11 protein-coding genes are annotated in these 14,271 nt (G+C 73.5%); 2 read left to right on the top strand and 9 right to left on the bottom strand.

What is annotated here, in order from left to right:
- The 7 genes from BLQ34_RS08935 to BLQ34_RS08905 form a co-directional block, all read right to left on the bottom strand.
- Positions 1-4,500, bottom strand: a complete 4,500-nt coding sequence (locus BLQ34_RS08935; protein ID WP_091784241.1) for an FtsK/SpoIIIE domain-containing protein — start codon at positions 4,498-4,500, stop codon at positions 1-3.
- 110 nt (positions 4,501-4,610) lie between these two features.
- Positions 4,611-4,880 (bottom strand): hypothetical protein, encoded by a 270-nt coding sequence (locus tag BLQ34_RS08930; protein WP_231961515.1) that lies wholly within the window; start codon positions 4,878-4,880, stop codon positions 4,611-4,613.
- A gap of 103 nt (positions 4,881-4,983) precedes the next feature.
- Positions 4,984-5,502, bottom strand: coding sequence for a hypothetical protein (locus BLQ34_RS08925; RefSeq protein WP_091784220.1), 519 nt, complete (start codon positions 5,500-5,502; stop codon positions 4,984-4,986).
- Positions 5,503-5,511: 9 nt separating this feature from the next.
- The gene (locus BLQ34_RS08920; protein ID WP_157692956.1) at positions 5,512-5,844 is read right to left on the bottom strand and encodes a hypothetical protein; all 333 of its coding nucleotides are present in this window, start codon (positions 5,842-5,844) and stop codon (positions 5,512-5,514) included.
- Positions 5,841-7,004: a hypothetical protein gene (locus BLQ34_RS08915; protein WP_091784214.1), complete on the bottom strand. Its 1,164-nt coding sequence runs from the start codon at positions 7,002-7,004 to the stop codon at positions 5,841-5,843. The genes BLQ34_RS08920 and BLQ34_RS08915 overlap by 4 nt, the downstream gene beginning before the upstream one ends.
- Positions 7,004-7,282, bottom strand: coding sequence for a WXG100 family type VII secretion target (locus BLQ34_RS08910; RefSeq protein ID WP_091784211.1), 279 nt, complete (start codon positions 7,280-7,282; stop codon positions 7,004-7,006). The genes BLQ34_RS08915 and BLQ34_RS08910 overlap by 1 nt, the downstream gene beginning before the upstream one ends.
- A 181-nt stretch (positions 7,283-7,463) precedes the next feature.
- The gene (locus BLQ34_RS08905; protein ID WP_231961514.1) at positions 7,464-8,300 is read right to left on the bottom strand and encodes a hypothetical protein; all 837 of its coding nucleotides are present in this window, start codon (positions 8,298-8,300) and stop codon (positions 7,464-7,466) included.
- Positions 8,301-8,450: 150 nt separating this feature from the next.
- On the opposite strand from BLQ34_RS08905, the gene BLQ34_RS08900 reads away from it, so the two are divergent.
- Entirely contained in the window at positions 8,451-9,776 is a 1,326-nt protein-coding gene (locus BLQ34_RS08900) for an HNH endonuclease signature motif containing protein (protein ID WP_091784208.1), read from the top strand.
- Here the strand turns inward: BLQ34_RS08900 and BLQ34_RS08895 are convergent.
- Both BLQ34_RS08895 and BLQ34_RS08890 read right to left on the bottom strand, forming a co-directional pair.
- A complete protein-coding gene (locus BLQ34_RS08895; RefSeq protein ID WP_091789658.1) occupies positions 9,761-10,810 on the bottom strand; it encodes an aminoglycoside phosphotransferase family protein in 1,050 nt (349 codons plus the stop codon). The genes BLQ34_RS08900 and BLQ34_RS08895 overlap by 16 nt on opposite strands.
- Positions 10,811-10,935: 125 nt before the next feature.
- A complete protein-coding gene (locus BLQ34_RS08890) occupies positions 10,936-12,525 on the bottom strand; it encodes a vWA domain-containing protein (protein ID WP_172829379.1) in 1,590 nt (529 codons plus the stop codon).
- A gap of 228 nt (positions 12,526-12,753) precedes the next feature.
- On the opposite strand from BLQ34_RS08890, the gene BLQ34_RS08885 reads away from it, so the two are divergent.
- Positions 12,754-14,268: an FAD-dependent monooxygenase gene (locus tag BLQ34_RS08885; RefSeq protein WP_091789656.1), complete on the top strand. Its 1,515-nt coding sequence runs from the start codon at positions 12,754-12,756 to the stop codon at positions 14,266-14,268.
- Positions 14,269-14,271 lie beyond the last annotated feature (3 nt).

Raw genomic sequence — 14,271 nt, 5'->3', positions numbered from 1 at the left:
TCAGGCCCCCATCTCTGACGTTGCGGCCGGTGCGGTGGCGAGCTGCACCACCTGCACCTGTCCTCCGACGCAGAGCACGCCTCGTCCCACCCCTGCGGTGGGTTCCAAGGTGGTCCCCGGGATCATCACCGATGCGAGTGCTCCGTCGGCGAGGTCCGGCGACAACAGCACCGTGCGACGTCCCTGCCGGGCGGCCCGCACGGGACCCGCCAGGTGTTGCCTCGCTCGTGCCTCGTCGGGGTCTCCGGTGAGGACGACCGCAGTGCCCTGTTCCTGCGCAGTCGTGATGCTAGCCGCCAGTGCGTCACAAATGTCCCGGAAACTTCCGCCTCTTCCCGGGCCGGTCACGACGCCGGTCCCGACGCCGGTCCCGAGGCCGGTCCCGACGCCGGTCCCGACGCCGGACGCCTCGGCACCCCGCTCCCACTCGTGGGCGTCGTCGACCAGCAGCAGGGTCCAGTCGTCGGCAGCCGGTGCGGTGGCGGGTGCGGCCAGCGAGTCGAGGGCAGCCAGGACCTCGCCCGGTTGGGCGGCGACGAGGTCGAAGACCGGGTCGTCGGCGCTGTCGGCTGCGCGCGGGCCGACGAGCACGACCCGGGCCGGCGGGTGCTCGGAGCGGCGGGCCAGCTCCGCCACCGCCCGCAGGAAGCCGGTCCGACCGCTGCGCGGGCGACCGAACACGGTGACCGGGCCCTCCCGCAGGTCGAGCCAGACCCCACCCACGAAGTCGGCCTCCACCGCGACGCACAGCCGGGCTGCCTCGCCCGCGGGCAGCGCCGAGGTCGGCAACCGCCCCGGCATGGCGGCCACGTCGACAGCCGGCCGCCCGGCATACCGGGGCGCGATGCCGCGCTCGACGACGGCGAGCCGCTCGGACTGCTCCGGGGTGCCGGCGCCTCCGACGGTGGCGACCTGCACCTCGCTGCCGCCGTGCAGGCCCCGGCCGGGCGCACTGTCGCGGTCGACCACGCCGACCGGGGCGCCGAGCATGGCGTAGTCGTCGTCGACGGTCATCCGCAGGACTAGCCGCTGGGCGAAGCAGGCCATCATCGCGGCGGGCAGCCCGACCCGTTGCGGCGTGGTGGCCGAGACGTGGACGCCGCAGCGCCGCCCCTCCTGCAGCACCTGGAGGAGCAGGTCGACGTGGCCTCGTCGGGCGGCGCCTCCCCGCTCGACCGCGTCGACGAGGGCGGGGAGGTTGTCGATGAGCAGATGGATACGGGGCAGGGGTGCGCCGGCGGCTGCGAGACCGGCCAGGTCGGCGGCTCCGTGCGCGGCCAGCGTGGCGTTGCGGTCGACGACGGTGCGGTGCACCATCCGGATCAGTCGCAGGCAGCGGTCGAGGGTCTGCTCGGGCACGACGGCGCCGACGCTGGACAGCGGTGACAGCACCGACAGACCCCCACCGCCGCAGTCGAGGGCGTAGACATAGGGCGCAGGCTCGCCCGGTCCGGCCGAAGCGCTCACGGCGATGGTGCGCAGCGTCTCGGTCTTGCCCGAACCGGACGAGCCGAAGACGAGCAGGTGGCCGTTCTTCGCGTAGTCGACGACGAGCGGCTGCTGGGTCTGCTGCGCGGGCCGGTCGATGAGACCGATCACCACTTCGCCGTCACCACGGCCGACAACCGGCTGCACGCCGTCACTGGTCGTGAGGCTGACACCGCGCGATCCGTCGAGCTGGACCTCCTCGGGCAGGGCCGGCAGCCACGGCTTGCGTGGCGCGGCGGTCCCGCTGCGGGCGAAGGCGTCGCCGATCGCCGTCACGAGCCGGTCCAGGTCGGAGCGCGGGTGGAGGTCGGTGGTCTCGCGGTCGGTGGGCGCCGAGCTCGCCGTGGGCTCCGCCGAGCAGGCGCTGAAGGCGTCGACCTGCACGGGCTCCTCAGCCGCGCGCATCCGTTCGCGGGCACCGGCATACGCGACCTGGACCAGCTCGGTGGTGCCGTGCCCGGTGCGGCGCACCCAGGCCCGCCCGGGGGTGCGCCGCGACAGGCGGGCCGCGTCCGGGGCGTCGATCACGTCGTGCGAGTCCTCCTCCGAGGCGATGCGCAGGGCGATGCGCAGGTCGGTGTTGGCCTTGATCTGCGGGGTGACGACGCCGGCCGGGCGTTGGGTGGCGAGCAGCATGTGCATGCCCAGCGACCGGCCCCGCTGGGCGATGCTCACCATCCCGTCGACGAACTCCGGCACCTCGGAGGTCAGGGCGGCGAACTCGTCGACACAGATGAGGAGCGAGGGCGGTGCCACCTCGGGGTGGGAGCGCTCGAGGGCGACGAGGTCCTTGGCACCGTAGCGCTCGAGCAGGTGCTCGCGGGTCGTGAGCTCGGCGTGCAGCGAGACCAGCGCACGCTGCACCAGGGCGGGCGTGAGGTCGGTGATGTAACCGACGCTGTGGGGCAGGTCGGCGCACTCGCGGAACGCCGCCCCGCCCTTGTAGTCGACCAGCAGGAAGGTGATCCGGCTCGGCGGGTTGTTGACCGCCAGCGAGCAGATCAGCGTCTGCAGCAGCTCGCTCTTGCCCGAACCGGTGGTCCCGGCCACCAGCCCGTGCGGGCCGTCCTCGCGCAGGTCGATGGTCACCACACCGTCGGCGCCGGCGCCGAGCTGGGCCCGCAGCCCGCGGCTCGCCGCCCACCGCGCCAGCACCCCGTCGGTGTCGCCGGGATCGTGCAGGTCCCCGCCCAGGTCGGTCAGCCGGACGACGTCGGGCATCGCGGACTCGGGGGGCACCAGGGCCGCCTCGTCGCGGCAGGCGTTGAGGGTGCGGGCGACGTGCCACGCGGTGGCCAGGTCGAGGCGGTCGACCTCGGTGAGCGGGGTGACTCCACCGCGGTCGCCCAGCGCCACGCAGGGATCGCCGTCGGCGGTGAGCACCGCACCACTCGACGGTGGTGCCGAGTCGGCCGAGGTGCCGAACCACAGGACGTGCACCCTCGGCCTGGCCTGGGCGCCGCTGGGCGCTGCCACGGCGGTGGTCTGGGTTTGCGGGGCGGTCGCCTGGGCCACCAGGGCCTCCACGGCCCGCACCGGCACACCGGCGGCCTGGTCCACGAGGATCACGAGGTCGCCGGTGAACGACGTGTCGACCACGGCCTGCTGCAAGAGCGTGAGGCCCTCGCCGGACCCCACGGCGACCGGGGCCAAGCCGTCGATCCGGCGACCGGTGTGCGGCAGCCACCGCAGCCAGGTCTCGACGTGCCGGCTCGCCGGCGACAGGACCGCGGCGAAGGCCAGGTCGGCGGGGGAGTGCGTCACCGCGAGTCGGGTGACCAGGGCTCGCAGGGCGTCATGGCGCACCTCGTCGGTGCTCGCCGCCAGGGCGACGCAGGCCAGCTCGGCCAGCCGGACCCGGACCGGGAGGTCGGGCAGCAGGGCTCGTGCGGCGAGGGCGCCGTTGACCTCCTGCCGCAGGATCCGGTCACCGCTGCGGGCCGGCTTGGCCGTGCACGACGCGGGCACCGGCCCGCGGCCCGTGGTGACGGTGAGGAAGTCGTCGTGCCGACGCTGCCGCTGCCACAGCCGGCTCTCTGCCGAGACGGCGATCGAGCGAAGGTCCGCAGTGCGGGGCTCGTCCGCGTCGAGGCGCTGTCGCTGCACCCGGGCCGCGTCGTCGAGCGTCGCGAACACCTCGGACACCTCGGCCCGCCAGGCCGCGACCTCGGCCTGGTGCTCCTTGCGCTGCTGGCGCGACTGCATCCAGTGGGTGGTCAGCATCATCACCGGCCAGACCGCCACGTACATCAGCGCGTAGCGGCTCCGGGTCGTCGCGAACATCCCCATCCCCAGCACCAGCGGCATGACGACCATGGCCCACGGCAGCTGGCGCGGACGCGGGGCCTGCGGAGGCGACGGCAGGTCCAGCTCGGCGACCGGGAGCGCTTCGCCGAGACGCGGTGGTCGCACCACGGAGACCTCGGTGGCGGTGGCGCCTGCCCCCTGCTCGAGCACGAGGGTGGTGCCGCCGAGCGTGACCGGCTCTCCCCACTCGACGTTCTCCGCGCGCCGCACCGGACGCCCGCCGACGGTGGTGCCGTGGGCCGACCCCTCGTCGGTGACGACCGGCCTGGCACTCACCAGGATCCGCGCGTGCGAACGGGAGACGAGGGGGTCGCTCAGCCGCACCGTGCACGCCGCCGCCCGGCCGATGCTCACCGACTGGCCCTCCAGGGCCACCTCGGTGCCGGCGTCGGGCCCGGCCACCACCCGCAGGGTGGCGACCGGGGTGCGCCGGGCGGCAGGGCGGTCGAGCCAGTCCGCGCCGACGGTGGTGACGTTCACGACGCTGCCGTGCCTGAGCCCGCAGGTGTCGAGCCGCTGGCTGGCCGGCCAGGGACGACCGTCGGTCGTCGGGGCCAGCAGCGGAGCCGTGCGGCGCTCGCCGCCGAGGTGGCGGCCGAGCGCGCGAGCCAGGTCGGCGACGTCAGCTTCGGAACCGGCGCGCACCACGACGTCGCACGGCTCGAGGCCGCTCTCGGGTGCGGGCAGGATGCTCAGTCGCCACATGTCCGTGGTCCTCCAACGCTTCTCGGGTATGCCGGCTGGCCGGCTCTCTGCCCTGGTGCACGTCGCGGGCGGCAGGGCCCACCGAAGGACTCCTGCCGCCCGCGGGCTGGTCAGCTGGACGCCGCGACCTGGTCCTCGGCCTGGCGCTGCAGCGTCGTGGCGTTCTCGCGCAGGGCGTTGGTGATGGCCTGCAGGGTCGGCACGTACTGGCCGTCCCAGTCGCCACGGAACGTGTTGGCGTCGTTGCCGTACCACGTGGTGCCGTGCAGCTGGGTGGTGAGGTTGCGTGACAGGGAGTCGATCTGCTCGGCGTCGGTGGTCATCAGCCGCACGAGGTTGAAGGCGGCCTCGACGTCCATCCCCTGGATGTTGGTGCTCATGGTGTGTCCCTCTTTCTGTGGTTGTTGCGATGGTGTGGTTGTTGCGATGGTGTGTGCCTGCGGTGGTGCTGGTCGGTCTGGTCGGTGGTGCTGGTCGGTCTGGTCAGTGGTGCTGGTCGGTGGTGCTGGTCGGCTGGTGGCGCTCAGCCCCGTCAGCCCCCAGCGACTCGACGCGCAACGAGTCCTGCACGCCACGGATCGTCCGCTCGGCGTCCTCGTCGTGCTCGGGCCAGGTGCCGACGACGGTCAGCGCGGTGGTGACGTCGCCGGCATACCTGGTGGGCATGACGTGCACGGCGACGGACTGGTGGACCTGCTGTCCCGCAACGGATCTCGAGACGATGGCCCGGGCTGTTGCGTCGCCGCCCACGCTCGCCTCGACGACGGTCGCAGTGGGGTGGGCGGCGACCAGGCCGCTGACGAGGTCCTGCGCGGACGAGCCAGCCTGCACCAGCTCGGAGGTGACCGTGACGTGCTCGGTCGTGGCCCGCGAGCCGTCGGCCCGCCGCACCATGGCCAGGGCGTGCGGTGCGGCATGGGCGATGAAGCCCTCGGGCACCTCGAGCCGGAACGGGGGAGCGGCCGGGAGCAGCATGCTCGGGTACTCGGCGATGGCAGTCATGAAGTCCTCCTACGGGGCCGCAACGAGCGCGGGGGTCGGGGCGGGGGTGCTGGGGGTGGTGGTGACCGGGGTCGCACCGGCGGCGCCCTCGGTGAGGGCCTGCGCCCACCAGCCGCGGACGGCGGTGGCCACGGCCAGGTCGTCGGCGACGGTGCCCTGGAGGGTGAGGTGGTCGATCGTGACCTGGCCGGCAGGGGTGGTGAAGACGAGGTCGTCGGCCACGAAGCCGTAGTCACCGTCGCCGTCGAACCAACCCAGAATCCGTGGCGCCTGGGCGCCGGTGGTGCCGGCGTCGAGGGCGGTCGGGACCGTGTCGGTGTCGGGAACCAGCGAGAAGCTCACGTGCCCGGCTCCGTCGCTGGCGGCCAGCACCCGCCAACCGGACTCGTCGGCGGGCTCGCCACCCGTGGTGCCGCTGGCGCCGTCCGTGCCGGTGGGGGTGCCTGTGGTCGCGCTGCCGGTGCCATCCGTCGGGGCGCCGCCGGTCGTGCCTCCAGTACCGGTGGCGGGCGTGGTGCCCGCGTCGTCGCCGCCGGTCGTCGTCGCGCCGGTCGTCGTCGCGCCGCGGCCACCGAGGGCGGCTGCCCCCAGTCCGGCGAGGCCGAGCGGTGCCGCGAGGAGCGCGCCGTTGAGGCCCGCTCCGGTGCCTGCGGGGGTGTCGCCGCTGCTGGTGACCCCACCGCCGAGACTGGTGTGCCCCGAGATCGGCACGGTCGGCGTCGTGGTGCCGGTCGGGTCGCCCCGATGGTGCCGTGGAAGCTGCCCTGCACGTCGAGGCCGCCGTCGGGTCGGCTCGTGACGCCGATGCTGCCGCCCCACCCGCTGGATCCCGTGCCGGCGCCGGCCGCGCCAGCGCCGCCGGTCGCGCCGGAGCCGGAACCGGAACCGGATCCCAGCGAACCGGATCCCACGGTGACCGGGCTCGGGGCCGAGGGTGTGGTCGCACCGTCGCTGCTCCCGGAGGGCGCGCCGGTCGAGAGACCGCTGCCGCCGGGGGTCGCGACCGGCGTGGTCGGGGCGACGCCGGCTCCGGTGCCGCCCGAGGTGAGGGGGGTGGCGGTGACCTGCCCGGGCAGTGTCGGGGTGGTGACCTGCACGCCTGAGCCCTGGCCGGTCTGGCCGTTGGTGATGCGGATCTCGATGGTCGCGATGGTCGGGCCGTTCGCGGCGGAGACGGTGGGCAGCTGCGGGGTCTGGTAGCTGCCGCCGCCGGTGGTGACGACCGGACGGTCCCCACTGGTCTCGCGCTGGCTGCTGCTCGCGAGCTGCAGGATCTGGCCGAACGCCTTCAGTGCCGCGGCGGTGGCCTTCACCCAGGGGATCACGACCCCCTTGAGGTAGGCGGCGAGCGCGGCCGCGAACCCCGTCCACGACATCGCCTCGAGCGCCGCGACGATGGCCTGGAGGGCCGTGGCCACAGCGGTGGCGGCCTCCGACGCATCGAGCATCGTCTGTGCGGTGCGGTCGAGCCCGTCGACGTCCGCGCCCTGGAAGCCGGGCATCAGCTGCTCGCCTGCCGCTGCAGCTGCGCCCGGCGACCGAGCTCGTCGGCGTTCTGCTGGAGGTTCGTCATCGCGCGGTGGAGCTCGGGGCGGAGGCTGCCGTCCCAGTCGCCGAGGAAGCGCTGCGAGTCCGCGCCCTCCCAGACGACCTCGCCCAACAGCGCGGAGATCTGGTCCACCATCCCGCGCACCTGCGCGGCGCCCTCGTTCATCTGCCGAGAGCCTTGCTCGGCCTCGTCGGGGTCCATCCCGTAGAACCGGCTGCGGTCGTAGGTCATCGTCGCTCCTCCTTCGTCGTGTCGCTTGACGAGGAAGGTAGGCGGGGCGGACTGGCGCTGTCTGTGCCGAGTGGGGTGGAAACTTCCACCTTGTCGGTTTCTCGAGAGCCGCACCGACGGTCTGGCGTGGCGCGCGAGATCTGCTCGAAACCGTTGCAGCGCAACGGATGTCAAGCGTGCCTCAGGACTCCTTGAAGCCTCTGGCCGCAGCCTTGGCTCGGACGCCTGCAAGGTCAGCCGCGGTCACGAGGCGGGTCTCGGCGGCTCGCAGCCCCACGGCATACCTGACGTTCTGGACCCGACCGGTGCCGGTCGTGAACGGGTCGTCGCCAGCGCCGAAGGCGAGGGCGGCGACGGCGCGGATGGACTCGTCGACCCGCTGCGGGCGCTCGAGGTTCCAGGCGTAGCCGTGCCACTCCCGGACCCGCTCGTAGATCTCGCGGTTCGACGGCGGTCGCGGGTAGTCGTCGAGGCCGGTCAGCCAGGGCTCGGCGAGGGCGAGCGCCACGAACCACTCCTTCGACCACGGCTCGAGACCCGGGGCGGGAGCGGTCGCGGTCGCGTCGACGGGTCGGGGGAGTGGCGGCGGGGGTGGCTGCTCGTCGGGCGCCGGCTGGTCGACCTCGATGTCGAGGGTCAGGTCGGAGAAGCTGCCACCCGCGTCGGCGCGGCCGCGGAGGAGCAGCAGCTGGTTCTCGCCCTCGTCGAGGAGCGCGGACATGCCGGTGCCGAGGGCCACCCGGCGGGCGCCGCCCGGCGCGTCGAAGAGGCTCGACAGCTGGGCCTCGGTGGAGCCGTGCCAGCGCAGCCGCACCACCTCCTCGCCGACGACCACCTCGGCGACCACCCGGGAGACGTGGGCTGCCGCGTCAGGCAGCTCGAGGGTGGTGTGACGCAGCTGGTCGACGGCGTCGCTCTCGGCGAGGACGGTCGCCGGCGCGCGGCCCACGAGCAGGGTCTCGCCCGAACCGAGCACGGTGCGGCGCAGGCCGCCCCCACGAACCGTCACTCTCAGCACGTTCGTGATCCTGCCAGACGCCACCTGTGGATGGGTGGCTGGGCTGCGTGCGCCTGTTGACAACTGATGCCGTATCGGCACCGTATTCGATTGTCTGCCAAGGGAATTCGGCATCACCGGGCTGTCAGGGGTGCCGTGTAGGTTTGGTGCATGGCTGGGGGGATGACGTTCGGAGCGCGCCGCGCCGCGGTGGCGGCTGCGTGCGAGGCGCTGATCGGCATCGACGGGGAGCTGTGGGCCGCTGGTGGCGACCAGCTGGGCGAGTTCGCGTCCCTGCTGGACGAGCTGCGGGTGCGGGCCGAGTCCGCGCAGGTCGACACCGTGGCCGAGGCGGTCGAGCGCGGAGAGGCCGGCAGCGGCCGGTCGGGCGCGTCGGCGTGGCTGCTGGACCGTTCCCCGGCACTGAAGGCCGGTGGCTCCGCGCGCGTCGTTCGGGTGGCCGAAGCCGCCGCGGACGACCGGTATGCCGCGCTGACAAGGGAGGTGCGGGCCGGCCGGGTGCCGTTGGTGACCGCCCAGGTGGTGGTCGAGGAGCTGGACCGGCTCGCCCCGCGGCTGGCCGACGGCGCCGAGCCCGCGGTGCTGGCGGGACTGGTCGAGGTCGCGTCGTGGGGCCGGCCGAAGGACGTCCGCGGGCTGCGGGAGCGGCTGGTCGCGAGGTACGGGCAGCCTGGGGAGCTCCAGGCCGACGCCGACCGGGTCCGTGAGCTGCGGTGCCTGTCGCAGCCCAGCGGGGTGTGGGGTCCTGCCGGCGGTGGCTCGGCGGGCGACGGGTTGTTCGAGTACACGATGGTCGTCGACGCCGAAGCGATGGCGGTGATCGAGGCCGCCGTGCAGGGCCTGTCCGCACCACGTCCGGTCGACGGTGCACCCGACCTGCGCCCGTCCGGGCAGCGGCGGATGGACGCCCTGCTCGAGGTGGTCCGGCGTGGCGTCGCATCCGCTGACGGGGTCGCGACCACGCCGAAGGCCGAGCTGTTCGTCACCGTCGCCCTCGACGACCTGGTGCAGCGCACGAGCTCCGCCACGGTGGTGGCGTCGGGCGCGGCGGGGACGCTGATCGCTCCCGAGGATGCCCGCCGGGTCGCGTGCGACGCAGGAGTCATCCCGGTCGTCCTCGGCACGGACCGGCAGCTCCTGGACCTGGGCCGCCGGTTTCGCCTGTTCAGCTCGGCCCAGCTCAGGGCGATGTGGTTGCGCGACGGAGGATGCACCTACCCCGACTGCACCGTCCCCGCGTCCTGGTGCGACGGGCACCACCTGCAGCACTGGGCCGACGGCGGCGCCACTGACCTGTCGAACGCCGCGCTGCTGTGCGGGCGACACCACACCATCGTCCACCGGCACGGCTACCACGCCCAGCTCGTCGACCACACCGACACCGGCGCTGCCCGCGTGCAGTGGGACCTCACCGTCGGCGCCTACGACCACTGGCTCACCCGGGAGCGCGGCAGTCCGGCTCAGCTCCTGGAGTAATCGTCCACGATGGCGGTCACGATCTCACGGAGCTGGACCACCTCGGCGTCGTCGGCGTCGTCCCCGGGGTCACCGTCGGCGAGGGCCCCCGACAGGTTCTGCAGCGCCTTCCACAGGGCCCAGCCGCGTCCGCGCGCCCACGACGCGTCGTCGACGGCGAGCCGGTCGCGCAAGAGCCGCCGACCGGGTTTGTCGAGCAGGGTCCAGGCGATCGCCAGGTCACAGGAGGGGTCGCCCACGCCGCAGGTCCCGAAGTCGATGACGCCGACGAGCCGGCCCTGCTCGTCGACGAGGAGGTTCCCGTCGGCGACGTCGCCGTGGAACCACGTGTCCACGCCATCCCAGGGCGCAGCGAGGGAGTCCTCCCAGGCCTCGGTCACGAGCACGACGTCGAGCTCGCCGTCGAGGTCGGCCATCGCGCGTCGGGCGATGTCGTCGAAGGTGCGCAGCGAGCCGCCGCGGTACCAGTTGTGCACGCCGGGCCGCGGTCCGCCGGTGGGGTCGACCGCGCGCAGGGCCACGAGGAACCCGGCCAGGTCGTCGGCGAGCCCGACCGGGTCGGCGAGGTGGGCCCGCGACGGTCGTGTGCCGGCGATCCAGCCGTAGACCGACCAGGGCAGCGGGTAGTCGTCGGTCGGACGGCCGAGCCCTCTGGGCGTGGGGATCCGGACGGGAAGCTGCGCTGCGAGGGCCGGCAGCCAGCGGTGCTCCTTCTCGACGGCGAGGGAGTAGGGAGTCGCGCTCGGCAGCCGCACCAGCAGGTCGTCCCCGAGGTGGAAGGTGACGTTGTCCCAGCCACCCCGGACGACAGGGGCGACCGGCAGGTGCGACCACTGCGGGAACTGCCCCGCCACCAGCCGGCTCACGTCCTCGACGGTCACGGTCAGCCGCTGCGGCGCCGGCCCGAGGTCCGCCGCCGCCTCGCTGGCTCGGTCGCTGACCTGGTCGTGGGCTGGGTCGGTGACCTGGTCGTGGGCTGGGTCGGTGACCTGGTCGTGGGCTGGGTCGGTGACCTGGTCGTGGGCTGGGCTCATCCGGGGGAGGCTACCGAGGACCCCGACGGCGCTGCCGAGGTTTTCGGGCGCGGCCGGGGTCCAGGCGGTCGGCTCGGCGCGGTCGCCCCGCCCCGTTCGGGCCGGGCCACCGTGCCGCACGTCGATCAGGTCGTGGCCTGGTCGACGAGCCGGGCCAGCTCGGCGACGTCGTTGTCCCCGTCCAGCAGGTCGGGCAGGGCGGCAGCCTCTTCGCGCAGCGTGTCGGCGCTGACCCATCCGGACCACGGGCCGTCGGTGAGGTGGTCGGCCAGCATGGCGACGACCAGGTCCTGGCGCAGCCGCGGTGACGCCTGGTCGAGCCGGCGCGCGCACTCCGAGTCGCGCAGCTGGCGGGTGCGCTCGACCGGACGTCCACGGTCGTCCTGGTAGCGCACCGTGGCCGTCACGAACGACCCGTCGCCGGCTCCGTTGCGCAGCTCGACGTCATACAAGGCGGTCGTGGTGTGTCCGGCGAAGACCTCTCCGCCGTCGACGGCGTCGTTGCGGAAGTCCTGGTCGGCCACGTCGCGGTTCTCGTACCCGAGCAGCCGGTAGCCCTTGACCTGGGCCGGGTCGAACTCCACCTGGGCCTTGGCGTCGCGGCCGGCCACCACCAGCGAGCCGGTCAGGCCGGTGGCGAAGACCCGTTCGGCCTCGGTGGCGTCGTCGATGTAGACGTGCCAGCCGTCGCCGCGGTCGGCGAGCTGCTCGAGCAGGTGGTCGTTGTAGTCCGCGATGCCGACGCCCACCGAGATCAGGCTGGTGCCGGCGCGGGCCTGCGTGCTGATCCGTTCGAGGATCTGCCCGGGGCCGGTGGCGCCGACGTTGGCGACGCCGTCGCTGACCAGGATGACTCGGGACATCCGCCCCTCGCCGTGCATCGACTGGGCGAGGTCGTAGCCGAGCGAGAGACCCGCCTCGGCATTGGTCGACGCCTGGGGGTGCAGCGAGTCGATCGCCCGGTCGATGGCGCGGCGGTCGGACGCACGAGTGGGCTCGAGGGCGACCGCCGCCTCGGTCGAATAGCACACCATCGCAACGCGATCCGACGAGCGCAAGGACCCGGTCAGGATGTGCAGGGCGGACTTGGTCGTCTCCATCTTGTTGTCCTGGCTCATCGACCCCGAGCAGTCCACGACCAGCACGAGGTCGGCGTCGCGCCGGGTCTCGGAGTCTGCTGCCGCACTGCTCACACCGACCCGGACCAGCCGGTGACCGGCGCGGAACGGCAGTGCGGCTGCGTCGATGCTCACGTCGAGACCCTCGCGGGGAGTGGCATAGCCCTGCTCGAAGTAGTTGACGAACTCCTCGGTGCGCACCTCGCTGGCGACGGCCGAGGAGCCCTGGTTCACGGCGTCGCGGAACCGCGTGTAGGACCCGGTGTCGATGTCCAGCGCGAACGTGGAGAGCGCGTCCTCGCGGGGATCGGTCATGACCGGCTCGCGGCTGGTCCGGTCGTCGTCCGGGGGCATGGGCTCGTCAGGGGAGACGTACTGACCCCCGTTCGGTCCGGGCTGGACCTGCTGCGGGCGACCGCTGCCGTTGTTGCCATTCCCGTTGCTGCCATTGGCTTTTCCGCCGTAGGTGCTCCCGTTGCGGTTCCGTTCGGCGGAGGCCCCGTCGCTGCCTCCGCCCCCGCACGCCGCGACGGTGGCTGCGAGGAGCGCTGCCACGGCGACGGTGCTGACGACCCTGCGGACTCTCGGTGCTGCCATCGTGGTGCCCCCTTGCATCGGCCCGGGGCGAGGTCCCCGGATGTGCGTTGGACCGAAGGTAGGAGCGAATGGTTTCCGGGCGCAGCGATGGTTACCGGGACGTGACCGTGCCGATGGTCTTTCGTGTCCGTAGGGCGGGAGGCGTGACCGGGGAGTGATCGACGAGAGACCGTGCCGTGACCGATGGCCGACCGGCAACGACTCCGGACTGGCATGATCGGGAGCGCCATGAGTGACACGAGTGACGTCAGCGCAGTGAGTGATCAGCTCGGTGGCTCGACGCCGGTCACGGTGGTCGGGGCCGGGCCGACGGGGCTGATGCTGGCGGGCGAGCTGGCCCTGGCAGGAGTGCCGGTCGTCGTCCTCGAGCGCCGTCAGACGCCAGACCTGGTCGGCACCCGCGCGCGCGGGTTCCACGCCCGTACCGTCGAGCTGTTCGACCAGCGCGGCATCGCCGAGCGGTTCCTCAACGAGGGCAACACCTTTCAGGCCATGAGCTTCGCCGGCATCCCGCTCGACGTCGGTGCCCTCCCGTCCCGCCACAACTACACGCTCGGCCTCTCGCAGGGCCACGTCGAACGCATCCTGCGCGAGTGGGTGGCAGAGCTGGGGGTCGCGGTCCGGTTCGGGGTCGAGGTCCGGGGACTGACCCAGGACGACGCCGGGGTGGACGTGGCCCTCGCGGACGGCGGGCGGCTGCACACGGCATACCTCGTCGGGGCGGACGGCGGACGCAGCATCGTCCGTCGCGCCGCTGGCCTCGAGATGGTCGGCGCGCCGGCGACTCGAAGCCACCTGATCGGCGAGGCGGAGGTGACGCAGGACCCCGTCACGGGCCTGCGCCAGGACGACATCGGCATCCACGGCATCAACGTCGTGGACGGCCAGACGGTCGGGTTCGTCGTCACCGAGCGCGAGCTCGGGCCCGCCACCGAGCCGACACCCGCCGACCTCCGCGCGGCGCTGGTCGCCGTCTACGGCACCGACTTCGGGGTCCGCGACCCGGCCTGGCTCTCGAGGTTCACCGACGCCACGTCGCAGGCCACGGCCTACCGGTCCGGTCGGGTGCTCATCGCCGGCGACGCGGCCCACGTCCATCCGCCGACGGGTGGCCAGGGCATCGGGCTCGGCGTCCAGGACGCCGTGAACCTCGGCTGGAAGCTCGCCCAGGTCGCCCACGGTGTCGCCCAGCCGGACCTGCTCGACACCTACTTCACCGAGCGGCACCCGGCGACCGCCCGGGTCCTGCACAACGTCGTGACGCAGGCGCTGCTCCAGAAGGGCGACGCCCGCACCGAGGCCGTCCGCGCCACCTTCGCCGAGGTGCTGGGCTCGCCGGGTCCGCGGGCCCAGCTCGCCGGGCTGCTGTCCGGCCTGGACGTCGCCTACGACCTCGGTGCCGGAGGCGGCGAGGGACATCCGCTGCTCGGCCGGCGGGTGCCCGACCTCGACCTCGTGACCGCGAACGGACCACGCCGTGCCTTCGAGCTGCTCCACGCCGCGCGCCCGGTGCTGCTCGACCTGGGCGAGCCGGGCGTCCTCGACGTGACGCGCTGGCGGGACCGGGTCGACGTGGTCCGTGCCGAGACCTCCGACGACTGGGTGCTCCCGGTGATCGGACCGGTCCCGACCCCCCGTGCGGTGCTGGTCCGGCCCGACGGCCACGTCGCCTGGGTCGGCGAGGGCACTGCGGACGGGCTCGACGCGGCCCTGGCGCGGTGGTTCGGCCCGCCGGCGGACTAGCCG

It is taken from the genome of Pedococcus dokdonensis (genome assembly GCF_900104525.1).
In the GTDB taxonomy this organism is placed as follows: Bacteria; Actinomycetota; Actinomycetes; order Actinomycetales; family Dermatophilaceae; genus Pedococcus; species Pedococcus dokdonensis.
Note: the sequence above shows the minus strand (reverse complement) of the source record. Positions and strands in the feature narration are given on the sequence as shown.